Annotated in this window: 22 protein-coding genes; 14 read left to right on the plus strand and 8 right to left on the minus strand. The window is 61.5% G+C overall.

Annotated elements, in window-relative coordinates:
- Positions 1-13: 13 nt before the first annotated feature.
- Genes B7Y43_RS06500 through serS form a run of 3 tightly spaced genes read right to left on the minus strand, consistent with a single transcriptional unit; the run spans position 14 to position 3,141 of the window.
- Complete coding sequence (locus tag B7Y43_RS06500; RefSeq protein WP_374130804.1) at positions 14-1,069, minus strand: M23 family metallopeptidase; 1,056 nt, start codon at positions 1,067-1,069, stop codon at positions 14-16.
- 24 nt (positions 1,070-1,093) lie between these two features.
- Complete coding sequence (gene surE, locus B7Y43_RS06505; protein ID WP_374130805.1) at positions 1,094-1,858, minus strand: 5'/3'-nucleotidase SurE; 765 nt, start codon at positions 1,856-1,858, stop codon at positions 1,094-1,096.
- Complete coding sequence (gene serS / locus B7Y43_RS06510) at positions 1,858-3,141, minus strand: serine--tRNA ligase (protein WP_374130806.1); 1,284 nt, start codon at positions 3,139-3,141, stop codon at positions 1,858-1,860. The genes surE and serS overlap by 1 nt, the downstream gene beginning before the upstream one ends.
- Between serS and B7Y43_RS06515 the strand changes: the two genes are divergently transcribed.
- From B7Y43_RS06515 to B7Y43_RS06525, 3 genes are all read left to right on the plus strand, one after another.
- Positions 3,140-4,300, plus strand: a complete 1,161-nt coding sequence (locus B7Y43_RS06515; protein ID WP_374130807.1) for a hypothetical protein — start codon at positions 3,140-3,142, stop codon at positions 4,298-4,300. The two genes, serS and B7Y43_RS06515, sit on opposite strands and share 2 nt — an antisense overlap.
- Before the next feature lie 698 nt (positions 4,301-4,998).
- Entirely contained in the window at positions 4,999-5,466 is a 468-nt protein-coding gene (gene dksA / locus B7Y43_RS06520; protein WP_374130808.1) for an RNA polymerase-binding protein DksA, read from the plus strand.
- Between the two features lie 84 nt (positions 5,467-5,550).
- The gene (locus tag B7Y43_RS06525; protein ID WP_374130809.1) at positions 5,551-5,937 is read left to right on the plus strand and encodes a PilZ domain-containing protein; all 387 of its coding nucleotides are present in this window, start codon (positions 5,551-5,553) and stop codon (positions 5,935-5,937) included.
- A 77-nt stretch (positions 5,938-6,014) separates the two neighbouring features.
- Here B7Y43_RS06525 and B7Y43_RS06530 read toward each other — a convergent pair whose 3' ends face one another.
- Complete coding sequence (locus tag B7Y43_RS06530; protein ID WP_374130810.1) at positions 6,015-6,170, minus strand: YdcH family protein; 156 nt, start codon at positions 6,168-6,170, stop codon at positions 6,015-6,017.
- A gap of 190 nt (positions 6,171-6,360) precedes the next feature.
- Between B7Y43_RS06530 and B7Y43_RS06535 the strand changes: the two genes are divergently transcribed.
- Positions 6,361-6,558 (plus strand): YdcH family protein, encoded by a 198-nt coding sequence (locus tag B7Y43_RS06535; protein WP_374130811.1) that lies wholly within the window; start codon positions 6,361-6,363, stop codon positions 6,556-6,558.
- Between the two features lie 95 nt (positions 6,559-6,653).
- On the plus strand, positions 6,654-7,103 hold the full coding sequence (locus tag B7Y43_RS06540; protein WP_374130812.1) for a DUF1465 family protein: 450 nt from the start codon (positions 6,654-6,656) through the stop codon (positions 7,101-7,103).
- A 13-nt stretch (positions 7,104-7,116) separates the two neighbouring features.
- Here the strand turns inward: B7Y43_RS06540 and B7Y43_RS06545 are convergent, their stop codons facing one another.
- Positions 7,117-8,097, minus strand: coding sequence for a nitronate monooxygenase family protein (locus B7Y43_RS06545; protein WP_374130813.1), 981 nt, complete (start codon positions 8,095-8,097; stop codon positions 7,117-7,119).
- Positions 8,098-8,200: 103 nt separating this feature from the next.
- On the opposite strand from B7Y43_RS06545, the gene B7Y43_RS06550 reads away from it, so the two are divergent.
- Entirely contained in the window at positions 8,201-10,792 is a 2,592-nt protein-coding gene (locus B7Y43_RS06550) for a M1 family metallopeptidase (protein WP_374130814.1), read from the plus strand.
- 760 nt (positions 10,793-11,552) lie between these two features.
- On the opposite strand, the gene B7Y43_RS06555 is transcribed toward B7Y43_RS06550, so the two are convergent.
- The gene (locus tag B7Y43_RS06555) at positions 11,553-12,080 is read right to left on the minus strand and encodes a gamma carbonic anhydrase family protein (RefSeq protein WP_374130815.1); all 528 of its coding nucleotides are present in this window, start codon (positions 12,078-12,080) and stop codon (positions 11,553-11,555) included.
- A gap of 126 nt (positions 12,081-12,206) precedes the next feature.
- On the opposite strand from B7Y43_RS06555, the gene B7Y43_RS06560 reads away from it, so the two are divergent.
- The 4 genes from B7Y43_RS06560 (at position 12,207) to B7Y43_RS06575 (ending at position 16,355) form a co-directional block, all read left to right on the plus strand.
- A complete protein-coding gene (locus B7Y43_RS06560) occupies positions 12,207-12,569 on the plus strand; it encodes a winged helix-turn-helix domain-containing protein (RefSeq protein WP_374130816.1) in 363 nt (120 codons plus the stop codon).
- Between the two features lie 95 nt (positions 12,570-12,664).
- Positions 12,665-14,902 (plus strand): transferrin receptor-like dimerization domain-containing protein, encoded by a 2,238-nt coding sequence (locus tag B7Y43_RS06565; RefSeq protein WP_374130817.1) that lies wholly within the window; start codon positions 12,665-12,667, stop codon positions 14,900-14,902.
- A 260-nt stretch (positions 14,903-15,162) separates the two neighbouring features.
- Positions 15,163-15,708: a carboxymuconolactone decarboxylase family protein gene (locus tag B7Y43_RS06570; protein WP_374130818.1), complete on the plus strand. Its 546-nt coding sequence runs from the start codon at positions 15,163-15,165 to the stop codon at positions 15,706-15,708.
- Positions 15,709-15,788: 80 nt separating this feature from the next.
- Positions 15,789-16,355 carry a TetR/AcrR family transcriptional regulator gene (locus B7Y43_RS06575; protein WP_374130819.1) on the plus strand — a complete coding sequence of 189 codons (567 nt, stop codon included), beginning with the start codon at positions 15,789-15,791 and terminating at the stop codon, positions 16,353-16,355.
- Between the two features lie 3 nt (positions 16,356-16,358).
- Here B7Y43_RS06575 and B7Y43_RS06580 read toward each other — a convergent pair whose 3' ends face one another.
- Positions 16,359-16,685 carry a hypothetical protein gene (locus tag B7Y43_RS06580; protein ID WP_374130820.1) on the minus strand — a complete coding sequence of 109 codons (327 nt, stop codon included), beginning with the start codon at positions 16,683-16,685 and terminating at the stop codon, positions 16,359-16,361.
- A 147-nt stretch (positions 16,686-16,832) separates the two neighbouring features.
- Here B7Y43_RS06580 and B7Y43_RS06585 point away from each other — a divergent pair, with 147 nt between their 5' ends.
- Entirely contained in the window at positions 16,833-17,777 is a 945-nt protein-coding gene (locus tag B7Y43_RS06585) for a DUF808 domain-containing protein (protein WP_374130821.1), read from the plus strand.
- 29 nt (positions 17,778-17,806) lie between these two features.
- On the opposite strand, the gene B7Y43_RS06590 is transcribed toward B7Y43_RS06585, so the two are convergent.
- The gene (locus B7Y43_RS06590) at positions 17,807-19,489 is read right to left on the minus strand and encodes a dihydroxy-acid dehydratase (RefSeq protein ID WP_374130822.1); all 1,683 of its coding nucleotides are present in this window, start codon (positions 19,487-19,489) and stop codon (positions 17,807-17,809) included.
- Positions 19,490-19,681: 192 nt separating this feature from the next.
- Here B7Y43_RS06590 and leuB point away from each other — a divergent pair, with 192 nt between their 5' ends.
- Genes leuB through leuD form a run of 3 tightly spaced genes read left to right on the plus strand, consistent with a single transcriptional unit; the run spans position 19,682 to position 22,812 of the window.
- The gene (leuB, locus tag B7Y43_RS06595) at positions 19,682-20,746 is read left to right on the plus strand and encodes a 3-isopropylmalate dehydrogenase (RefSeq protein WP_374130836.1); all 1,065 of its coding nucleotides are present in this window, start codon (positions 19,682-19,684) and stop codon (positions 20,744-20,746) included.
- A gap of 33 nt (positions 20,747-20,779) precedes the next feature.
- Positions 20,780-22,213, plus strand: a complete 1,434-nt coding sequence (gene leuC / locus B7Y43_RS06600; protein ID WP_374130837.1) for a 3-isopropylmalate dehydratase large subunit — start codon at positions 20,780-20,782, stop codon at positions 22,211-22,213.
- Entirely contained in the window at positions 22,210-22,812 is a 603-nt protein-coding gene (gene leuD / locus B7Y43_RS06605; protein WP_374130823.1) for a 3-isopropylmalate dehydratase small subunit, read from the plus strand. Before leuC ends, leuD begins: the two co-directional genes overlap by 4 nt.
- Positions 22,813-22,887: the final 75 nt, after the last annotated feature.

A 22,887-nucleotide genomic window follows, 5' to 3' on the forward strand; every position in this document is an offset into this window, starting at 1 on the left:
CGTCGCCCTTGCCTCAGCGTTTCGGCAATTGCCCCAGCGGATCAACCGCGGTGCGGCCATTGCGCAGTTCGAAATGGAGTTCGGGGCGATCAGCAAAACCCGTATCGCCCGACAGCGCAATCGCCTGGCCGCGCTTAACCGATTGGCCGCGCTGCACCAGCAACTGGCGATTATGGCCATAGACGCTGGTCCAGCCATCGCCATGTTTCAGCATCACCAGCCCGCCAAGCCCGGCGACGCCATCGCCGGTATAAGCAACCACGCCATCCGCGGTGGCAAGCACGGGCGTATCGAGCGGCACTGCAATCTTGATTCCGTCGTTGCGCTCACCACTCGCGCCTGGCCCGAACTTGTGGATCACGGCGCCATTGACGGGCCAGATGAACGCGCCGGTGCGCCGCAGTGGCGGCTCAACAGCGGCAGTGGGCGGCAAGATGCGGCTGGGCGAAGTGGTCGGGCGCGCCGGGCGCTGATTGGCGTCGAGCGCGGGTTCACCGCCGGTGACGATATCCTCAATGTCGAGATGGAAGGCTGCGGCGCGCTCGGCCGGGGTCAACGGGCCGTCATGCGGGATGATGATGCGCTGGCCAGCGCGCAGCACAAAGGGTTCGACCAGATCATTGTCAGCGACAATCCGCGACCAGCTGACGCCATAAGCGCGGGCAATGGCGATGCCGGTCTCACCTGGGCGAACAAGGTGATAGCGGCCACCCGGGATATTCAGCCGTTGCCCGGCATAAATCGTATAGGGCGGCAAAATGCCATTGGCGCGGGCGATAACTTCCGATCCGGCGCCCGTCCGATTGGCAATACCGCGCAGCGTGTCGCCGGGCTGGACGATATAGTCGCCAGCGGCAACATTCTGGGCATCGGGTGAAACCGGGCGCGCTTCCCATGCCTGTTGCCGTTGCCCCGGCGATATTGGTTCAATCGGTCCCCGATCGATGGGGCCGGGATCGATTTGCGGCCCAGGGTCGCGGTAGACATCATAGCGACCGCCATTGGGGATGCAGGCGGGCAACAGCGCGACCAGCACCAGGGGAAAAATCATCTTGCCGATTATGCGCATGATCCTCCCCCCATCGCCACGCCGTTATGCATAGATGTCGGTGAGCATATCGAGCGAATCCCGATGTGTCAGGTCAAGATGCAGCGGCGTGACGGCGATATACCCGTCTGCCACTGCTTCGACATCGGTTGAATGCGCCGGCGTTTCGATCGACGGGCCAAGCCCGAACCAGAAATATTCATAGCCGCGCGGATCGCGATTGCCGATGATCTGCAACCGGCCATAATCGCGCAAACCCTGAGCGACGACGCGCACGCCGAGCACCTTGTCGGCAGCCAGCGCGGGAAAATTGATGTTGATCAGCGTGCGCGGCGCCAGCGGCGCATCGATCAGCGGGCGGAGCACTTTCTCCCCCCATGCCTGCGCCGCATCGAACGGCACGACATCGCCCATGCCCTCGCGCGCATAGACCTGGCTCAGCGCGATCGATCGCACCCCGGCCAGCGCGCCTTCCATCGCGGCGGAAACGGTGCCCGAATAGGTCACGTCCTCGGCTAGATTGGCGCCGCGATTGACGCCCGACAGGATCAGATCAGGCGGGGTGTCCTTCATGATCTTGGCCAGCGCCATCATCACTGCATCGGTCGGTGTACCCGCGACCGCGAAGCGCTTTTCGCCATGTTTGCGGACGCGCAAGGGCCGGGTGAGGGTGAGCGAATGGCCAGCGCCCGATTGCTCGTCGGCCGGGGCGACGATCCAGACATCGTCAGATAATGTCGCGGCAATCGCCTCCAGCACCTTCAGGCCGGGCGCGTAATAGCCATCATCATTGGTGAGCAAGATGCGCATCAGCGTTGTGGCTCCAATTGGGCGATACCGCCCATATAGGGCAGCAGCGCCTCTGGCACCGTGACGCTGCCGTCTTCATTCTGGTAATTTTCGAGCACCGCCACCAAGGTCCGACCGACGGCGAGACCGGAGCCGTTGAGGGTGTGGACGAACTCGGTCTTTTTTTGCTCGCCCGCGACGCGGTAGCGGGTGTTCATGCGGCGGCCCTGAAAATCGCCGGTGTTCGAGCAGGAGGAAATCTCGCGGTAAGCGCCCTGTCCGGGCAGCCAGACCTCAAGATCATAGGTTTTGCGCGCGCCAAAGCCCATGTCGCCGGTGCACAGCAACAGCTTGCGATAGGGCAGGTTCAGGCGTTCGAGGATCGTCTCGGCCGCGCGGACCATGCGCTGGTGCTCGGTTTCGGAATCTTCGGGGCGAACGATGCTGACCAGCTCGCACTTTTCGAACTGGTGCTGGCGGATGAAGCCGCGCGTATCCCGCCCCGCCGCGCCCGCTTCGGAGCGGAAGCATAGCGTGAGCGCGGTGAGACGCATGGGGAGCGCGCTGTCGTCGAGCAGCTCGCCCATGACGCTGGCGGTGAGGGATACTTCGCTGGTGGGGATGAGCCAGCGATCATCTGTGGTGCGAAAACTGTCCTCGGCAAACTTCGGCAGTTTATCCGTGCCGTACATCGCCTCGTCCTTGACGAGTACCGGCGGGTTGCATTCCTCATAACTGTGCTCGCGGGTCTGCACGTCGAGCATGAACTGGCCGAGCGCGCGGTGCAGGCGCGCCATATCGCCGCGCAGGAAGGTGAAGCGTGAACCAGAAAGTCGCGCGCCTGTTTCGAAATCCATGCCCAGCGCGGGCGCGAGGTCGGCGTGTTCGCGGGGCGCAAAATCGAACGCGCGCGGCGTGCCCCAACGGGTGACCTCGACATTGTCTTCCTCGCTTGCGCCATCGGGCACATCGGCGGCGGGCAGGTTCGGGATGATCGCCAACGCAGCCTGCAATTGCTCGCCGAGCAGCTTTTCCTCGGCCTCAATCGCGGGCATCCGTTCCTTCAGCGAGGCAACCTCAGCCTTCAGCGCCTCGGCCACATCTTTGTCACCCTTGGCCATCGCCGCGCCGATTGCTTTTGAGGCTTCATTGCGGCGTGCCTGGCCGAGCTGGGCTTCGGTGATCAGCGCGCGGCGACGCTCGTCAAGCGCAACTAGCGTAGCGGCAACCGGCGCCAAGCCGCGCCGGGCGAGGCTCGTGTCAAAGGCGTGCGGGTTGTCGCGGATCAGGCGGATATCGTGCATGGCCGCAGGCTATGGCGGGCCGCCGCGCACCGCGCAAGCACCGAGCACTGTCCGACGGGGGCTGAACGACTCCCGTCGCAGCCTTCACGCGTCGGTGGCGGGCGGTGCTGCCTTTTTGGCGAAGCGCTTGCGGCCGACCAGCGCGGCGGCGGCGGCACCAAACAGCAATACCATTGGCGGGGCAGGAACGGGCGTTGGCGGCCCGCCGCTGCTCGTCATGCCACTGCTGGTCATGCCACTGGTCGTCATGCCGCTGGTGGTCATGCCATTGCTGGTGCTGAAACCGGTGCTGCTGGTGCTGAAGCCGCTCGAGCTTGTGCTGCTCGACGAGGCGACATTGCTGCTCGAACTGGTCGAGCTTGAAGAGGCAACGTTGCTGCTCGATGAGGAGGCGACATTGCTGCTGCTGCTGGTCGATGAGCCGCCAGTCGAGGAGGTGGTGCTGGTCGATAGACCGCCCGTGCTGGTCGAGCTGCTGGTTGACGATCCGCCGCTGCCGCCACTGCCGCCGCTACCCCCACTGCCACCGCTTGACGTGCTGGTTGAAGACCCGCCCGTGCTCGTCGACGACCCACCCGTGCTGGTTGAGGAGCCGCCAGTGCTCGTCGATGACCCGCCGGTGGACGATCCACCCGTGCTGGTCGACGATCCACCGGTGGACGATCCACCGGTGCTGGTGGATGATCCGCCTGTGGACGATCCGCCTGTGGACGATCCGCCTGTGCTGGTGGATGATCCGCCTGTGGATGATCCGCCTGTGGATGATCCGCCGGTGCTGGTCGATGTCCCGCCGCTGGAGATTGATCCGCTCGAAGTCGACGAAATATTGATGATCACCCCGCTGGACCCGGTCGTGCCCGATGAGGTGGTGCCAGAAGAGGTGGTACCGGACGACGTCGTGCCGGACGACGTTGCGCCCGACGACGCGGCACCCGATGATGCCCCTGACGACGCCCCTGACGATGTCGATCCGCCGCTGGTGCTCGATGTCGACGAAATGACGATGTTGCCACCGCCGCCGCCACCGCCGCCGCCAAAGAATCCACCGGCAAAGAAGCCTCCGCCACCAAAGCCGCCGCTGCCGCCGATCAGGACGGGGCCTGCGCCAACGCCGCCACTGCTCGAGACAACGGGAAATTCACCGCTGGAGCCGAGATAAGGGGGCGGCAAGGGCACCGGCGTGCCCTGGCTGGCGACAGTAATAACGGCAGGCGGACAAGCCGCGGTTGTTTGCGTGACGACGCGGCGCACCCGGCTTGCCGACCGGCGCGCGACCGAGCGCACGACGCGCTTCGCATGCGCTTTTTTTACATAGGCGTGACGTGGCTGGGCCGATTCGGTGACATGCACGGCGCCACCACCGATCAGGGCACCCCCGCAGGTGCAGGCGCAAAGTTTCGCCAAGGCCATCCGAACAGACATCACGTCTCACTTTCTTCACCGCACTGCGTTGCCGCTCGCTGGTTCAGTCAGCAGCAGGCGTGCCGTTGTTGAACCAAAGTGCAGAAGAAAATATTAAGTTCAACCGCGTTAACCAACAAATTGCCCATTGGTCGCCAGGTCTTTGTCCTTGACCTGCATTCCCTATGGTTAACGTTTCATGCCGGGACATAATATCGAGCGTCAGGTCGGTCAGTGTTAACTATTCGGTATCGATTATTGATGCGGACGTAAGCCTAGTCCATCTGGGTTTGTGCTTCAATTCGCACGCCAGGTTGCAGAAATCGATAAGGGACGGGAAAAGCGTCGCTTCGGCCGTTTCAGTTGCTTGTGGTGCGCTGATTGCGTGAGTATAGCGCCGCGAAGGGCCAGCCGAGGCGCTTAAGTTGCCGGGCTACGGTCGACCGGAGAGTGGGGATGGCAACGGTGTTGAAACGCGTGGGTGATCATAACCAATCCGATTCGCTGCCAAAGGCGGGCAGCGTTGATGGCTATCGTCCGAGTGCGGATGAGCCCTTCATGAATCCGCAGCAGCTCGATTATTTTCGCGACAAGCTCAATGCCTGGAAAGAGGCGATTTTGCTTGAGGCGCAGGGGACGCTAACCCAGTTGCAGACCGACAGTTTGCGCGAAGCCGATCTTACCGATCGGGCATCAAGTGAGACGGATTGGTCGATCGAGCTGCGCACTCGTGATCGCCAGCGCAAGCTGATCTCAAAGATCGACGCTGCCATTCGCCGGATTGATGAAGGCGAATATGGCTATTGCGAAGTCACCGGCGAACCGATTTCGCTGGCCCGGCTGGAGGCTCGGCCAATTGCGACGATGACCGTCGAAGCGCAGGAGCGCCACGAGCGCCACGAAAAAATTTCGCGCGAAGAGTAATCGGGAAGGGGCTGCGTTAAGCCTTTTGATAAGTTTCCTGGTCTAAATGCCCCCATCAGCCTTGTTTCTTTCAGAGCAGGATAGATGGACCAGTTCGCACACGATCCCTTCAAAATGGCCGCAGCAGATGATGCGGCCAGCCAGCGCCATGAGGTTCGGGACAGCCTGTTCCTCGTCGCCCAGTTTCGCTTGGCCGGGTCACGTCAGTCCGAACAGGTGCGGATCCGCAACCTTTCGGCGGGCGGCTTGATGGCAGAAGTGTCGAGCCCGATTGCTCAAGGCACAGAGGTGGAGCTGGATGTCCGTGGCGTGGGCTGGATCAGCGGCAAAATCGCTTGGTACGCAGCTGGCCGGGTTGGCGTCGCCTTTGATCAAATGATCGATCCGATTCTGGCGCGCAAGCCAATCGGTGGTGGCACCCAAACCCCGGTCTATGTGAAGCCAATCCTGCCGATTTTGCCGACGCGCTGAAGCGTTGCACCTGTAACCCTAGGATCTGCAACCGTCAGGGCGATACCGGCGCCTAACCGGATCGCCCTGGTGACTGATCAGCCGATGCTGATCTCTTCCTTCAATCGCAGCTTTTCCTTTTTCAACGCCGCGAGCGTCAGTGGATCGGGCAATGGACGTCGCGATTCACTGGCAATCCGGCTGTCGAGTTTTGCGTGCTTTGCTTCCAGTGCCGAAAGATGAGCGCTATGCATGAGAGCGAACCTCCTTGGTTGATGATCGACTTCACCGAGTCGAAAGTTCAGTAAATCACGCAATGGACGGCTTGTCGCCCCCCTGTGTGGTTGATCGCGGTGGATCCCCGCTTTTTGTCGATAGTCGGTTTTGCCCCTCGCGATGCTTCACCAATTTGCTAAGGGTGAAGGCGGTGGTTGAGGAGTTGAGATGGACGAGCGCCTGATCGCGAAGCGAATCGAACTGCTACGAATCGAACATCGCGATCTCGATTCCGCCATCGACGCGTTGCTGGAGCAAAATTCGACCGATCAATTGCAGATCGCGCGGCTGAAAAAGCGCAAACTGCGTCTGCGTGACGAAATTGCCATGCTCGCCGATCAGCTGGTGCCTGATATCATCGCTTAATCGATCCGATATGGGACGGATGGCCTAACCGACCCGAATAACTGGGCTATTGCGGGCAACCCCATTTCTGGCACGAAGCGTTACAGGGGATTTTTGTGATCGAACTGCGCGTCCATCGTCGGCTAATTGATTCGCTCTATGTCGAAGCGATGCTGCTTGCCGACGAAGCGCGGACCTATTTCGATGACGGCGGGCGGCAGGAGCGCGAGGCGCTCGATCCGCTTTCGCGCGTGGCATTCTCTTGTGAAGCGCTCAAGGTGACGACTCGGCTGATGCACGTCATCGCCTGGCTGCTGACCCAGCGGGCGATCGATGCCGGCGAAATGAGCCAGCGGGATGCGCTTGATCCGTCGCGCCGATTAGGGGCAGCACCCGTGTCCGATGCGGCGGCGTTCGCGGCGATGCCCGGACAAGCGCAGGCGCTGATCGGCGCGAGCGTGGAATTGTTCCGCCGTACAGCGATGCTCGACGATGCCCAGGTCGAATCGCTGCCCGCCTTGAGCCCGGCGCGCTCGATGCTCGAGCGGCTGGAAGTCGCCTTTTAGCCTTTTCGGTCGTTCAGGCGACTACGGATTGCCGCGCTGGCGCAATCCGGGCGAGGGCAGCGCGATATTCCGCTTCGAGCCGATCGACCCGCACCGCGACGCTTTCAATCGCATCGACCGCGCCAATGCCCTGACCAGAGCCCCAAATGTCGCGCCAAGCCTTGGCTTTTGATCCATTATCGCCGCCGAAGTTCATCGTCTTCAAATCGCCCTCGGGCAGATTATCGGGATCAAGCCCGGCTGCCTCGATCGAGCTGCGCAGATAATTGCCATGCACCCCGGTGAACAGGTTGGAATAGACAATGTCCGCCGCTTTGCTATCGACGATTGACTGCTTGTAGGCGGCGTCGGCATTGGCCTCGTCGGTGGCAATAAAGGCCGAACCGATATAGGCGAGATCGGCACCCATCGCCTGCGCGGCGAGCACTGCGCCGCCATTGGCGATCGACCCTGAAAGCGCCAGCGGGCCGTCAAACCATTGCCGGATTTCCTGGATCAGCGCGAAAGGCGACAGCCGACCGGCATGGCCACCAGCACCGGCGGCAACGGCGATGAGGCCGTCTGCACCCTTTTCGATTGCCTTGCGGGCAAAGCGATCATCGATGATGTCGTGCAGCGTGATGCCGCCCCAGCCGTGGACCGCCGCGTTCAGGTCTTCGCGCGCGCCGAGCGAGGTAATCGTAATCGGTACCTGCCATTTGGCGCAGGTCGCCAGATCGGCTTCCAGTCGGTCGTTCGAGCGGTGGACGATCTGGTTGACGGCATATGGCGCTGCCGGCCGATCGGGATTGTCACGGTTCCAGGCGGCCAATTCCTCGGTGATCCGGTGCAGCCATTCATCCAGCAGCCCCTGCGGCCGTGCATTCAGTGCCGGGAATGACCCGACAATCCCTGCCTTGCACTGGGCGATCACCAGATCGGGACCGGAGATGATGAAGAGCGGGGACCCGATAACGGGCAGCCGCAGGCGATCGAAAAGCGAAGGAAGGCTCATGCGCGTTTCATAGCGCAACTGATTAGTCTGTCCAGCACCCCTGGAATTGCATCGCTTGACGAAATGGTTAGGGGTCGCTCGGCATCCAATCTGGAGTATCGTGATGAAGGTTTCTGCTGCCGCCCTCCTATCGCTTGCTTTGATGGCCGGGGTATCAACGCCGGCATTGGCTGCGGGCGAGTTGCCACGCACCGTGCTGCCCATCGTCTATGACATTACGATCGATCCGGATGCCAAGGCCAAGACCTTCACCGGCCGCGAGACGTTGACGGTCGATGTCAAGCAATCGACCAGCACGATCATTCTGAATGCAGCCGACCTCACCATCACCTCTGCGATGTTTGATGGCGAGAAGGCGGCATTTACGCTCTCTCCGGATGATCAAACGATGACGATCACGCTGCCCGCCGCTGCCAAGCCGGGCAAGCACGTGCTCAGTTTCGCTTGGAGCGGCAAAATCAACGACACTGCCGCTGGTTTTTTCGCAATCGATTATAAAAATCCCGATGGCAGCGATGCCCGGATGCTCGCTACCCAATTTGAGGCGCCCGATGCGCGCCGTTTTGCGCCAATGTTCGACGAACCGGCGTTCAAGGCCACGTTCAAGCTGAGCGCCGTCGCCCCCTCTGGGCAGACCGCCTTCTCGAACATGCCGGCAACAATCACCCCCCAGGAAGATGGCCGTAAGCTGTTCAGCTTTGCCGAGACGCCGGTGATGTCCAGCTATCTGCTCTTTTTGGGCATGGGCGATGTCGAACGCAAAACGGTCATGGCCGGCAAAACCGAGATCGGTGTGATTACCCGGCGCGGTGTGGTCGATCAGGGCGATTATGCGCTGGCATCGGCCAAACGCCTGCTGACCTATTATAACGACTATTTCGGCCAACCCTATCCGCTGCCCAAGCTCGATATGATTGCCGGGCCCGGCTCCAGCCAGTTTTTCGGTGCGATGGAGAATTGGGGCGCCATTTTCTATTTTGAACCAACCCTGTTGTTCGATCCCAAGCGCGCAACGCAAAGCGGGCGCGAACGCATTTTCACCGTTGTTGCGCATGAAGTGGCGCACCAATGGTTTGGCGATCTGGTGACGATGCGCTGGTGGGACGATCTCTGGCTCAATGAGGGGTTCGCGTCATGGATGGAAAACAAGGCCAGCAATGATCTGAACCCCGATTGGTTTTCGAAGGCCAGCGCGGTGGCCAATGATCGCGAGGGCGCGATCGGGCTGGATGCGACAGCAGCCACGCACCCGATCATCCAAAAGGTCGAAACCGTCGATCAGATCGGCGAGGCGTTTGACGGGATCACCTATCAGAAGGGCCAGGCGGTGATCGGCATGATTGAATCCACGATCGGCGCCGACCCGTTCCGGGCAGGTATTCGCAACTACATGGCGAAATTCAAATACCGGAACACCGAAACCGACCAGCTTTGGACTGAACTCGAAAAGGCTTCGGGTAAGCCAGTGGTGACGAGCGCGCATGATTTTACGCTGCAAGGCGGCGTGCCCATGGTCACGCTAACCGGGGCAACCTGCGCCAATGGGCAGACCCAAGTGCTGCTCTCGCAAGGCCGGTTTGGGCTCGATGCGCCGTCGAAAAAGCCGCAAACCTGGCACGTACCGCTGACGCTGGGCATGGTTGGTGGACCAGTGATGAGCACAGTCGTGAGCGGCGAAGCGCCGACACTGGTCAATGTTCAGGGCTGCGGCACAATTGTCCTCAACCGCGACAAAGGCAGCTATTTGCGCGCACGGTATGACGATGCCGGGCATGCCGCGCTGGTGCGCGACTATACCAAAATGGAACTCACCGATCGGCTCGGCACGCTTGGTGACGATTTTGCGCTGGCGCTCAGTGGGGATCAGGATCTGGCGCGGTACCTTGCCTTGATTGGCGAGGTGAAGCCCGACGCAAATCCGCTGGAACTTGCCAAGGTGTCCGACCAACTCGGCACGATCATCGGGGTGTTTGAAGGCACGCCGCTGGAGACGCCAGTGCGCGCCCGCACTGTCGCCTTTCTGGGGCCAGTGATGAAGCGGGTCGGCTTTGAGGAAAAGGCGGGTGAATCGCCGCTAATCACCAATTTGCGCGAAAATGCCATCCGGCGCCTGGGCGTGAATGGCGATCCCGAAGTGGCAGCTGCAGCGCGTCGCTATGTGGCGGCGCTGATTGCCGATGGCAGTGCGATCCCGCCCGCCATTCGCGGTCCAATCCTGGCCACTTATGCCGTCAACGCCACGCCCGCCGAATGGGATGCGTTGCTCAAACTCACGCGCGCCACGACGAACCCGGTTGTGCGCAACGGTTATGTGCAGTTGCTCGGCTCAGCGCGCGATGCGGCGCTCGCGGACCGGGCGTTGGAGTTGTTGACGGCGGATGATTTCACGGCACCGCAGAAATCGAGCCTGTTGCGCGCAATTTCCGGTCGTCACGCTGATCTTGCCTTTGATTATGCGATTGCGCATCTCGATCTGGTCAACAGCTTCTTGGAGACGAGCACGCGGTCGGGCTATGTGCCCAGCCTGGGGTCGGGGTCGAGCGATCCGGCGATGCCGGCGAAAATCCTTGCCTTTGCCGAAAAGAATCTGCCGGTCGCGTCGCAGGGCGGGGCCAAGCGGACAGTGGCCGTAATGGGTATTCGCCAGCAGCTTGCCGATCGGACTCGGCCAGCGGTGACCGCCTGGGTCAAGTGATGACCCCCAGATCAGTCTTGATGCGCGCGTAGGAACCCGTTGTCACCCAAATGGACGCAGCAACGATAATTCCGCCAAGACCAACCTTCATCCACTTTGCCGACGGAGGTTGGGAAAGCACCACCCGACCATTTATGCGAGAAGGTCGACCTTCCGAGACCTTGGCGCGAAAAAAATAAACTCATTGAGAAGGTCTAACAGACTGTCGCCTTGCAACAATGCATCTACAATATCCAGTAATTCAAACGTTAATTTAATTGTGTGGGGTTTAAAGTGATCTATCCGAACACACTCGTACCGGTTTAGCCGGAAAACCACCGCGCTGAAATTCGACACTCTGCTCGATAGATTTGCCCTTTTGATAGGCATATGCTCGCGCGACTAGGTTTTGATCAATCGTAATTAAAGTCAAAGTCCATGGGGAATTGCCATCAAGAATCCCTCGGCCATCGGGAATCGGGAATGTGCCGCCCGTTATTGATGGATAACTGTAACGGCAGCTAGGTTCTTCCGGTCGTATTAGCTCGTATTGATTAGTTTTCGTTAGGAGGATCAATCTGCTCATAGCACCTGGCAAAAAGGTCGATCTTTTATCCCTATAACGGTCAATCACAACAAGAGGGCGCGCAGACAGGTTAACAAACCTAAACCCGTTTGTGTGCGAGCAGGACAGTAATGGAACTGCCAAAAATGCTGCTAATACTAATTTAAGCCTCATCTATGCCATCCTTATAAAAAGCGCCGACAGGATTCGCCCGCGTCAATCGACGCGGGTCAGCCCCTTGGCATAGCTTTGGCTCTTGTCGACATAGTGATCGGCAGACGCCTTGAGCATGGCGGCGGTTGCAGCATCGAGCTCGCGGATCGCGCGCGCGGGGCTGCCGACGATCAGGCTGTTCGGCGGAAATTCCTTGCCTTCGGTGACGAGCGCCCCTGCGCCGACAATGCAGCCTGCGCCAATGACGGCGCGGTTGAGGACAATCGCCCCCATGCCGATCAGCACCGAATCGCCGATCGTGCAGCCGTGCAGGATGGCATGATGGCCGATCGTGCAGCCTTCGCCGATTGTCAGCGGCGCGCCGAAATCGGAATGGAGCATCGCCGATTCCTGGATGTTGGTACGCGCGCCGATGATCATCGGGGTGTTGTCACCGCGGATCACCGCCCCGAACCAGACGCTTGATTGCGCGCCCAGAAGGACCTCGCCAATCACATCGGCGCTCGGCGCGACCCAGGCGCCTTCGGGCGCGACAACCGGGCGTTTGCCCTCAACTTCATATAGCGGCATGCGGGTTTCCTCTCTGCTGGCGACAGGTCGTAGCAAAGAGGGCGCGTTACGCAACGCAGGCGCGGCCCGCTTCAGGTTCTACCCAGGGTCATCACCAATGCTATGGTGGCACCAGGAGAGGCTGTGATGCGCGTTGGTCCGCTCAAATTGAAGCTGCAGCTCTATTGCGGTGATGAACCCGCGATGGGGCCCGGCAAGGCCGATCTGCTGGAGGCAATTGACCGCAGCGGATCGATCTCGGCCGCCGGGCGCGCGCTCGGCATGAGCTATCGGCGGACCTGGCTGCTGGTCGATAGCATGAACCGCTGTTTTCAGGATCGATTGGTCGAGGCGACGGCTGGCGGCGGCAAGGGGCGGGGCGCGCGGCTGACCGATGCGGGTCGCGATGTTCTGGCTCGCTATCGGGCAATGGAAGCCCGGCTTGCCGACCAAGTGGCAAGCGATGTCGCCGACATGGCGGCGCTGCTCCGGGCTGATCCGTTGCCCTGACCCCCGGCGGTTGGCGACGCACAGGAACAGTGCTTGCGCGTCCGCACTGGCCCCGCCAAACTCCCCGATAACAATCATCCGAACAGGGGGGATTTATGGCCAGACATGCGATGCTGCTCGCCGCGATTTCAGGACTTGCGCTGGCGACAGCTGCGCCCGCTGCCGGGCCAAAAAGCGGCCGGGCGCTTGAGGCGGCGTTCGATGCGCAGATCAGCGCCAGCGACCAGATCGAGTGGCTGAAGCGCATGGCCGCCGAGCCCAATCAGGTCGGATCGCCGCATAACAAAGCCAATGCCGAGGCGACGCTCGCCCTGTTCAAATCATGGGGCTGGGATGCGCATATCGAAACGTTCCAGGTGCTCTATCCGACCCCGATCGCCACCACGATCGAGATGATTGCGCCCAATGCGATCAAGCTTGGCGGCCAGGAGCCGACGCTTGCGGAAGATGATACATCGGGCAAACTCGCCAACGCCTTGCCGCCCTATGTCGCCTATCAGGGCGACGGCGATGTCACCGCCGATCTGGTTTATGTCAATTACGGCCTGCCCGAGGACTATGAAGCGCTTGAGCGGCGCGGAATCAGCGTCAAGGGCAAGATCGTCATCACGCGCTATGGCGGCGGCTGGCGCGGGCTGAAGCCTAAGTTGGCGCAGGAACATGGCGCAATCGGCTGCCTGATCTATTCGGACCCCGCGCAGGACGGCTATGTCGCCGGCGACACTTATCCTAAGGGCGGCACGCGGCCGCCAACCGGGGTGCAGCGCGGATCTGTCGTCGATCTGGTTGTGGCGCCCGGCGATCCGCTCACACCAGGTATCGGCGCGACCGAGGGAGCCAAAAGGCTCACACGGGAAACCGCACCGACGATCTTGAAAATCCCGGCGCTGCCGATTTCCTATGGCGATGCCACCAAGCTGCTGAGCCAGCTCGGCGGGCGCAAGGCGCCGGCCAATTTCCGGGGCGGGCTACCGCTGACCTATCATCTTGGCGGCGACGGCGGCGTGAAGGTGCATCTGGCGGTTAAGTCGGACTGGACGTTGAAGCCGCTTTACGACGTAATCGCGACGCTGAAGGGCGCGAAATATCCCGATCAGTGGATTGTCCGCGGCAATCATCATGACGCCTGGGTGTTCGGCGCGCAGGATCCGCTGTCGGGCAATGTCGCGATGCTGTCAGAAGCCAAGGCGCTTGGCGCGCTGCTCAAAACCGGCTGGCGACCCGATCGAACGATTGTCTATGCAAGCTGGGACGGCGAGGAGCCTGGCCTGATCGGATCGACCGAATGGGCCGAAACGCATGCAGTGGAGCTCAAGGCCAAGGCGCTGATCTACATCAACACCGATGGCTCTGGCCGCGGGTTTCTGGGGGCGTTGGGCAGCCATGACTATCAGCATCTCGTCAGCAGCGTCGCCGCCGATGTGACCGATCCACAAACCGGGCGCAGCGTGCTGGAGCGCCTGCAAAAGGGGATACGGGCGGATGCCTTTGTCGGCGGTAATTTTCCAGCAGACTTGCTCGCCGGTGCTGAGGCGGGGGGCGATCTGGTGATGGGGCCGCTCGGGTCAGGCTCCGATTATTCGGCGTTCCTGCAGCATCTTGGCCTGCCGGCGCTTAACATCAGCTTTGGGGGGGAGGATCAAGGCGACGGCGTCTACCATTCGATCTACGACAGCTATCATCATTTTACGACCTTTGACGATCCGGGGCTTGTCTATGGCACGGTGCTGTCAAAAACGGTCGGCCGCCTGGTGCTGCGCATTGCTGAGGCGGATACCCCGCCGCAGCGGTTCGGCGACTTCGCCAATGCGGTGTCGGGCTATCTCGCTGAGGTGAAGAAGCTTGCGACCGACCGCCGTGTCGCCGATGAGAAGCGGTCGAAGCTGATCGCGGACGGGGCATTCGGTCTTGCGAGCGATCCGCTTGATCCCATTGCCGCGCCGCCACCGGTCGTGCCGACACCCTATATCGAACTCGCCGTGCTGGAAAATGCCGTGGCCCGTCTCAAGGCGAGCGCAATGGCCTATGATGCCGCCTATGCGGCCAAGGGTGCTGGACTGGTGCCCGCCACCCGCCAGAAGCTCAACGCTTTGCTTGCCGATATCGATCAGCTTTTGGTTGACGACAAAGGCCTGCCGGGTCGCCCCTGGTTCCGCAATCTTATTTACGCGCCCGGTCGTTTCACTGGCTATGGAGCCAAGACGCTGCCGGGGGTGCGGGAAGCGATTGAAGAGCGGCGCTTTGACGATGCGGCAACATATGCTGTGCGCACTGCGGCGGTGATCAATGCCTATGCCACCCGGCTTGATAGCGCGCGTGCGCTGATCGAATAGCATGTGACGACGTTAGGTCGATTGAACCGCACACTCGTTCTCCCTGAGCGAACGGGGGATAGGTTGGTCCACTCCGACGTCACAACAGCCTTGGGGAAGGGCGGGGGCGGACCGATCTGCCCCCGCCTTTTTGCTGTGATCCATGGCGAAGCTATCCTTTAACGCTGCATAGCAAAGCTAACTGTACCGAACGTTCGGTACAGTCTAGTTGACGTGCATCCGCAGTGACGCGGACACGCATCAATCAAAGGACCTTCTCCATGGCACGCATTTCTTATCCTGACTCGATCGACACCGCGCCTGCTGCATCGCAGCCTTTCCTCACCAAGGTACACGGCCAGCTTGGCTCGGTGCCGAACCTGTTTCGCTTGGTTTCGACCAGCCCGGCCGCGCTTGAAGGCTTTCTTGGCTTGAGCGGCGCGCTCGGCAAAGGCACGCTCGGTGCCAAGACCGGCGAACGGATCGCGCTGGCCGTCGCCAATGTAAACCACTGCACCTATTGCAATTCGGCCCATGGCTATATCGCCAAGAACCTCGTCAAACTGAGCGATGAGGAAATCGAAGCCAATCGTCGTGGTGGTTCCACCGACGCAGCCGCCAACGCCGCTGTTGCCTTTGCAAAGCAGGTTACGGAGACGCGCGGCCAGGTCAGTGCTGCCGATCTCGACGCGGTTCGCGATGCTGGTTTCACCGATGCCCAGCTCGTCGAAATTGTCGCCCATGTCGCGCTCAACACGCTGACCAACTATGTCAACGAAGTGTTCGGCACCGAAGTTGACTTCCCCGTCGCGGCAATTGCCGCCTGACGCACTGGAACAGCGATGGTCCTGCCCGCCGTAAGCCTTTGGGCTTGCGGCGGGCAACCTTTTGGGAGGATTGAGGGATCATGGCTGTCAGCGATTCCGAAACCCCGCGCGATGCGTTGATCGCAACCTTGTACGAGATGTTCCGCACGCTTGGTTTCCAAGGCGTGTCGATTGGCGATATCTCCCGGCAGACCGGGCTTGGGCGATCAAGCCTTTATTACCATTTTCCGGGCGGTAAGGACGATATGGCGCAATCGGTCGCGCGCACGGCGGTCGATTGGGTCAAGGCAAATGTCATTGCACCGCTCAACGCACCCGGCGATCGCGAACACCGCACCGCCGCAATGCTGGCCGGTGTCGAAACCTTGTTCCGCGATGGCCAGGCCCCGTGCCTGATTGCCAGCATGACGATGGCCGGTGCCCCGCCGCCGGTGCGGGATATTCTGGCGGCGGCACTTGCGGACTGGCTGGCAGCGCTTGAAGCGATGCTGGTCGATACCGGCGCATCAGAAGAATCAGCGCAGACGGCCGCCAGCACCGCGATCAGCCGGATCGAAGGGGCGCTGATTGTCGCCCGCGCACTAAATCAGCCAGCGGTGTTTGCCCAACAGATCGCCGAAGCACGCGCTGGGCTGATGGCTGCCTGAAATCTATTGGGGCGCCAGTTGGGGCTGGGACTGGGGCACTTGGCGTGACAGCCGGGTGGCGCGGATCGATTGCAATGCTGCCTGGCAACTCGGCGAGACTTTTTCGCGGTTCGCACGGACGCAGGGGCCAAACTTGCCATCGCCCGGCACCATCCCGCCACAAAGCGATTGAAAGTCCACGCGACAGGCCTGCATTACCGCGCCGCGTTGACCAGCGGCCGGGGGCGGTGCTGGGTTGGTCGCTTCGGGCGCGGAGGGCGAACTGGCGTTCTGGGCAAAGGCCGCGCCGCTAAGCGCTGCGATCGCGGCAATCAACAAGGGCAAGCGCATCGGGAACTCCTCACCGGATCTGGGCGTCTCTTGCTGTAACCCGCTGCCCCGAAAAACCCTTCGCTCTTTGGATCACAGGCTTTTGCGCAGACGCTGCGGATCGCTAAGGAATAAGGGCGCGAGTTCGCGTCTTGGGGGGATTCGGACATGCCAGGTGGCTTGGTAGCATTACTCGACGATATTGCGGCGATCGCAAAACTGGCGGCATCATCGGTTGATGACGTCGCGGGCGCGGCTGGCAAGGCTGGCGCCAAAGCTGCCGGTGTCGTCATCGACGATACAGCCGTGACGCCAAGCTATGTGATTGGTCTGACGCCGGATCGCGAACTGCCAATCATTGGCAAGATCGCGATCGGCTCCATGCGCAACAAGATTTTGATCCTGCTGCCGGCGGCATTGGTGCTCAGCTATTTTGCCCCTTGGGCGATCACGCCGATCTTGATGTTGGGCGGCGCCTATCTGTGTTTCGAAGGGGCGGAAAAGATCATTTCAGCGCTCACCGGTAATGATCATGCTAGCGAGGCCGTGGAGATCACTGATCCACGCGCCCTCGAAGATCGCCAGGTGGCGGGCGCGATCCGTACTGATCTGATCCTCTCGGCAGAGATTATGGCGATCACGCTGGCGGGCTTGCCGGTGATGGCGATTGCCATGCAGGCGACGGTACTGGCCGTGGTTGGCGTCGTTTTGACGGTTGGCGTTTACGGCGTGGTCGCGATCATCGTGAAGATGGACGATATCGGCCTGAACCTTGCCCGGCGCGAGCCGCCAATGGTGCGCGCGATCGGCCGCGGACTGGTCAAGGCGATGCCGTTGCTGCTGGAAGCGCTGGCGACGATTGGCACAGTGGCGATGTTGTGGGTCGGCGGCGGCATCATCATCCATGGCCTTGAGGTGTTCCACCTGGAGGCCATTCCGCATCTGGTGCATGGCGCCGCGCATGGCGCGGCAGCTGCCATGCCAATGATGGCCGGGCTGGTTGAATGGCTGGTCGGCGCTATTGGATCGGCGATTATCGGTCTTATAGTCGGCGCAGCAATTGCCGGTGCCCTGCATTTCATCCCCCGTAAGGGCGGCAAGCTGGCGCATTAAGGGCAGGCGTGCTGGCGCGGGCGGGCTGGCTAAACCCCGCTCGTCACTGCCCCTTGCGATGCTGATCCAACCAGGGCGGCATATTTGGCATATGCCCCGGTTACGACCCGCTTGGGCGGTGATGCCGCCGGGCGGCTATCCAGATCAGCGTCGGTTGAAATCGTCCGGCCTTCGACATCGATCAGGATCCGGTCACCGGTCATGAGCCGGCCGATCGGGCCGCCGCGCGCCATTTCGGGGGAGATATGGCCGACCATGAAGCCATAGGTCGCGCCGGAAAAACGCCCGTCGGTCACCAGCGCGACGCTGTCGCCAAGCCCGCGCCCCTGGATGGCAGCGGTCACGCCCAGCATTTCGCGCATGCCTGGGCCGCCGACCGGCCCTTCGCCACGGATCACCACGACATCGCCCGGCTCGATCTGACCAGCCGAGACGGCGGCAAAAGCCGCTTCTTCGCCGTCAAACACCTTGGCCGGGCCTTCATGCTGCATCCGCTGATGCCCGGCGAGCTTCACGACACAGCCTTCGGGCGCGATATTGCCATATAGAATGCCATAGCCACCGCGCGGTTTGAGCGGGTGGTCAGCCGACAGAATAACTTGCTGGCCGGGCGTTTCGGGGGCGTCGCGGAAATAATCGAACAGGCTCTTGCCGGTCACCGTTGGCGCATCAGTGATCAACCCGGCTTCCATCAAGCGCCGGCCTAGCAATGCGGTGCCGCCCGCCGCCGACATATCCGGCGCCATGAAACGACCGCCAGGTTTGAGATCAGCGATAACGGGGGTGCTGCGCGAGATGTCGTCGAACAGATCGATCGCAAAATGGTCTTCGCCGATCCCGGCTTCGCGCGCGATGGCGAGCAGATGCAGGATCAGGTTGGTCGATCCCGCCGTTGCCGTGCCAGCGACGATCGCGTTCTTCAGGCTGGCGGGCGTGATGAACTGGCGGGCGTTGCGGCCTTCGCGCACCGCATCCATCAGGATGCGGCCCGCCTCGCGCGCGGTGTCGTTCTTGCTGGGGTGTGGGGCAGGCACATCGTTCAACCCCATGGGCGAAAAGCCAAGGAAGCTCATCGCCAGCGCCATCGTATTGGCGGTGAACTGCCCGCCACAGGCACCCGCACCGGGGCAGGCTGCTTTTTCCACGGCAAGCAGGCCGGCATCATCGACCGTGCCGGCGCCGTGCCCACCGACGACTTCGAACACGTCCTGAATGGTGATTGCCTTGCTGCCGAGCTTGCCGGGCATGATTGAGCCGCCATAGAGAATGACGGAAGGCAGATCGAGCCGTGCAGCCGCCATGGCAGCGGCAGGAATCGTCTTGTCGCAGCCGACCAGGAACAGCACGGCATCAAGCATGTGCCCGCGCACCGCGAGCTCGGCTGAATCAGCGATGCATTCCCGGCTCATCAGCGAGGCGCGCATGCCCGGCGTGCCCATCGCGATCCCGTCGGTGACCACGATTGTGTTGAAATCGACTGGCGTGCCACCGGCTTCGATGATGCCGGCACGGGCATGTTCGGCCAGGTCGCGCAGATTGATGTTGCAGGGCGACACATTCGACCAGCTATTGACGATCGCGACCATTGGCTTGGCCATCGCAGCATCATCAAGCCCGGTGGCGCGGAGCATCGCGCGCGCTGGGGCCCGGGCGGCGCCGTTGATCAGTTCACGAGACGGCAAGTCACGCGGGGGGAGCGCGGGATCGGTCATGTCATCGCCTTTGGGGGTAGGTTTGCGGAATCGACGAAACTTTCCATCGCACCAACTCCATTCTTGCGCAATATTAGTTTGCTGATAAGGAGCGGGCACCAATTCAGACCGCCGATCCGCCCTCATTCCCGATCGGGATCGAGGGCTTTCTTTTGGGGAAAAGGGACTTTCTTGACCACCAGCAACGCCAGCATGATTGCCGATATCGCGGTTCTGCCCGGTGACGGCATCGGGCCTGAGGTTACGGCGGAGGCAATCGCTTGCCTGACCATCCTGGCCAAACGTTTCGCGATCGGTATGCGCTTTACATCTTATGAATTCGGCGGCGTCGCAATCGATGCGCAGGGCGATCCGCTGCCCGAGGCGACGCTGGCGGCGGCGCGCGCGGCGGACGGCATTTTGATGGGGGCGATTGGCGGGCCGAAATGGGCTGGTCTGGCCATAACGCCGGAAACGGGCCTGTTGCGGCTGCGCAAGGAACTCGGCTTGTTCGCCAATCTGCGCCCGGCCCGTATGATCTGTGGGATGGAAGATTTGTCCCCGCTTCGCGCTGAACTGGTTGCTGGGATCGACATTTTAGTCGTCCGCGAACTGACCGGCGGGCTTTATTTCGGCGAGCATATTCTGGCCGACGATCATGCCAGCGATGTCTGCGCGTATAGCCGCGCGGAGATTGAACGCATTGCCCATGTTGCCTTCCAGGCAGCGGAGCGGCGTTCCGGCAACGTGACGTCAGTGGACAAGGCCAATGTGCTCGCCTCATCGAAGCTCTGGCGCCGGGTCGTCACGGAAGTCGCGACATCCTATCCGGGTGTCACGCTCGATCATCTCTATGTCGATGCCGCCGCGATGGAATTGATCAAGAACCCCAAGCGGTTCGACGTGATCCTGACCGAAAATCTGTTCGGCGATATTCTGTCAGATGAATTGTCGGTGATTCCGGGATCCATCGGCCTGTTGGGCTCTGCGAGCACGGGTGCTAGCGGGGCCGGGGCAGGGCTATTCGAGCCAATCCACGGCTCCGCGCCCGACATTGCCGGGCAGGATCGCGCCAATCCGGCCGGGATGATGGAAAGTGCGGCGATGCTGCTGGCCGCGTTGGGCCATGCATCAGCCGCGCAGGCGCTGCGCGATGCGGTTCGCGATACCTTGCTGGACGGGGTGCGCACCGCGGATCTTGGCGGTACCGCGCGATGCAGCGAATTTGGCGATGCCGTCCGCGCGCGGCTGCAACTATCGGCTGATGCTGCGGCCTGAATGCCCGGCAAAAGAGCTTTAGGAAACATGACCATGCAGCCGCACCCGCAAACGCTTTATGAAAAAATCTGGAACGCACATGTCGTCGATCGACGCGATGATGGCACGTGCCTGATCTATATCGATCGTCACCTTGTTCACGAGGTAACCTCGCCGCAAGCGTTTGAAGGGCTCAGGCTGGCGGGCAGGCGCGTGCGGCGGCCTGACTTGACGCTTGCCGTGCCGGATCACAATTTGCCGACCACTGCGCGGGTCGATGCCGATGGCAAGCGCATCCCAATCGCCGATCCGGCGAGTGCGGCGCAGCTTGCCGCGCTTGAGGCCAATGTCACGCTGTTCGGCGTTCCTTATTTCACTGATCGCGCGGCGGAACAGGGGATTGTCCATGTCGTCGGCCCCGAACAGGGGTTCACCTTGCCGGGCACGACTTTGGTCTGCGGGGATAGCCATACAGCGGCGCATGGCGCGCTCGGTGCGCTGGCCTTTGGGATCGGCACCAGCGAGGTCGAGCATGTCCTCGCCACGCAGACCTTGCTGCTCACCCCGTCAAAAACGATGGAAGTCCGCGTTGACGGCGATCTTGGCCCTGGGGTCACGGCCAAGGACCTGATCCTGACGATTATCGGCGTGATTGGTGCCGCGGGTGGTGCCGGCCATGTCATCGAATATCGCGGATCGACCTTTGAAGCGATGAGCATCGAATCGCGGCTAACGGTGTGCAATATGTCGATCGAGGCAGGCGCCCGTTCCGGCTTGATCGCTCCCGACGACGTGACCTTTGCGTATCTCGCCGGTCGCCCGATGGCCCCCAGCGGTGCTGATTGGGACCGGATGGTCAGCTATTGGCGCACGCTAAAGACCGATGACGGCGCGCATTTCGACAAGCGCGTCGTGATCGATGCCGCCAGCATCGAACCCAGCGTCACCTGGGGCACCAGCCCGGATGACGTGGTCGGTGTGTCGGGCATGGTCCCCGATCCGGCAGCCATTGCTGATCCCGTCAAGCGGGCCGCTGCCGCCAAGGCACTCGATTATATGGGGCTGACCCCCGGCACGGCGATGACCGACATTGCCGTCCAGCATGTCTTCATCGGCAGCTGCACCAATAGCCGGATCGAGGATCTACGGGCCGCAGCCGCGATCATCGGCGGCCGCCATGTCCATCCGGGCATTCGGCAAGCATTGATCGTGCCCGGATCCGGCCTGGTCAGGCGCCAGGCCGAGGCCGAGGGGCTTGATCAGCTGTTCATCGCGGCGGGCTTCGAATGGCGCGAGCCTGGCTGCTCGATGTGCTTGGGCATGAACCCTGACAAAGTGCCGCCGGGCGAGCGCTGCGCATCGACGTCGAACCGCAATTTCATGGGCCGCCAGGGGCCCGGCGCGCGCACGCATCTCGTCTCGCCGGCGATGGCAGCAGCAGCAGCGATCAACGGCAGGCTCAGTGATGTGCGGGAGATGATGGCATGAACCCCGTCGACCAAGTCACTGGCCGCGCAATCCCGCTTGGTCTCGCCAATATCGATACCGATGTGATTATCGCGGCGGATCATCTCAAGACAGTCACGCGCCTTGGCCTGGGCGCGCATGCGCTGGAATCGCTGCGTCGTGTGCCGGGCAATGTGATCGACGATCCCGCCTATCAGGGGGCGACGATCCTGATCGCCGGGGCTAATTTCGGCTGCGGATCGAGCCGCGAGCACGCCGTATGGGCATTGATGGACCGGGGTATCATGGCGGTGATCGCGCCATCTTTTTCCGACATTTTCTCGGGCAATGCTTTCAAAAACGGGATGGTCACCGTCGTCCTGCCGCAGCCCGCGATCGATCGGCTGATGGAAGTCGCGACGACGGAGCCGATCACGATTGATCTGACGACCATGACAGTAACAACACCCTATCAGGATCGTTTCATTTTCGATCTTGATGCCTTTCGTCGTGATTGTTTGATCCATGGCACAGACGAAATCGCGCTAACGATGGAAAATGAAGCAGCTATTGGTTCCTATGAGGCGCGGGTAGAAGCATTGCTTCACTCCCCGGTCCCGCTAGAGTCTTTCTGTAGTTGAATGAATCGATGGGGATTCCCAGGCGCGCTGATCTGTGATTCAAGCTGTCCACTGGTAGGGAGGCCAGCATGGATG

The organism is Sphingomonas sp. 28-62-20, assembly GCF_002281505.1.

Excerpts from the sequence above, each read along its gene's own strand:
- B7Y43_RS06500 (WP_374130804.1), bottom strand. The coding sequence starts at position 1,069 with ATGCGCATAATCGGCAAGATGATTTTTCCCCTGGTGCTGGTCGCGCTG.
- surE (WP_374130805.1), bottom strand. The coding sequence starts at position 1,858 with ATGCGCATCTTGCTCACCAATGATGATGGCTATTACGCGCCCGGCCTG.
- B7Y43_RS06515 (WP_374130807.1), top strand. The coding sequence starts at position 3,140 with ATGGCCGCAGGCTATGGCGGGCCGCCGCGCACCGCGCAAGCACCGAGC.
- serS (WP_374130806.1), bottom strand. The coding sequence starts at position 3,141 with ATGCACGATATCCGCCTGATCCGCGACAACCCGCACGCCTTTGACACG.
- dksA (WP_374130808.1), top strand. The coding sequence starts at position 4,999 with ATGGCAACGGTGTTGAAACGCGTGGGTGATCATAACCAATCCGATTCG.
- B7Y43_RS06525 (WP_374130809.1), top strand. The coding sequence starts at position 5,551 with ATGGACCAGTTCGCACACGATCCCTTCAAAATGGCCGCAGCAGATGAT.
- B7Y43_RS06530 (WP_374130810.1), bottom strand. The coding sequence starts at position 6,170 with ATGCATAGCGCTCATCTTTCGGCACTGGAAGCAAAGCACGCAAAACTC.
- B7Y43_RS06535 (WP_374130811.1), top strand. The coding sequence starts at position 6,361 with ATGGACGAGCGCCTGATCGCGAAGCGAATCGAACTGCTACGAATCGAA.
- B7Y43_RS06545 (WP_374130813.1), bottom strand. The coding sequence starts at position 8,097 with ATGAGCCTTCCTTCGCTTTTCGATCGCCTGCGGCTGCCCGTTATCGGG.
- B7Y43_RS06550 (WP_374130814.1), top strand. The coding sequence starts at position 8,201 with ATGAAGGTTTCTGCTGCCGCCCTCCTATCGCTTGCTTTGATGGCCGGG.
- B7Y43_RS06555 (WP_374130815.1), bottom strand. The coding sequence starts at position 12,080 with ATGCCGCTATATGAAGTTGAGGGCAAACGCCCGGTTGTCGCGCCCGAA.
- B7Y43_RS06560 (WP_374130816.1), top strand. The coding sequence starts at position 12,207 with ATGCGCGTTGGTCCGCTCAAATTGAAGCTGCAGCTCTATTGCGGTGAT.
- B7Y43_RS06565 (WP_374130817.1), top strand. The coding sequence starts at position 12,665 with ATGGCCAGACATGCGATGCTGCTCGCCGCGATTTCAGGACTTGCGCTG.
- B7Y43_RS06570 (WP_374130818.1), top strand. The coding sequence starts at position 15,163 with ATGGCACGCATTTCTTATCCTGACTCGATCGACACCGCGCCTGCTGCA.
- B7Y43_RS06575 (WP_374130819.1), top strand. The coding sequence starts at position 15,789 with ATGGCTGTCAGCGATTCCGAAACCCCGCGCGATGCGTTGATCGCAACC.
- B7Y43_RS06580 (WP_374130820.1), bottom strand. The coding sequence starts at position 16,685 with ATGCGCTTGCCCTTGTTGATTGCCGCGATCGCAGCGCTTAGCGGCGCG.
- B7Y43_RS06585 (WP_374130821.1), top strand. The coding sequence starts at position 16,833 with ATGCCAGGTGGCTTGGTAGCATTACTCGACGATATTGCGGCGATCGCA.
- B7Y43_RS06590 (WP_374130822.1), bottom strand. The coding sequence starts at position 19,489 with ATGACCGATCCCGCGCTCCCCCCGCGTGACTTGCCGTCTCGTGAACTG.
- leuB (WP_374130836.1), top strand. The coding sequence starts at position 19,682 with ATGATTGCCGATATCGCGGTTCTGCCCGGTGACGGCATCGGGCCTGAG.
- leuC (WP_374130837.1), top strand. The coding sequence starts at position 20,780 with ATGCAGCCGCACCCGCAAACGCTTTATGAAAAAATCTGGAACGCACAT.
- leuD (WP_374130823.1), top strand. The coding sequence starts at position 22,210 with ATGAACCCCGTCGACCAAGTCACTGGCCGCGCAATCCCGCTTGGTCTC.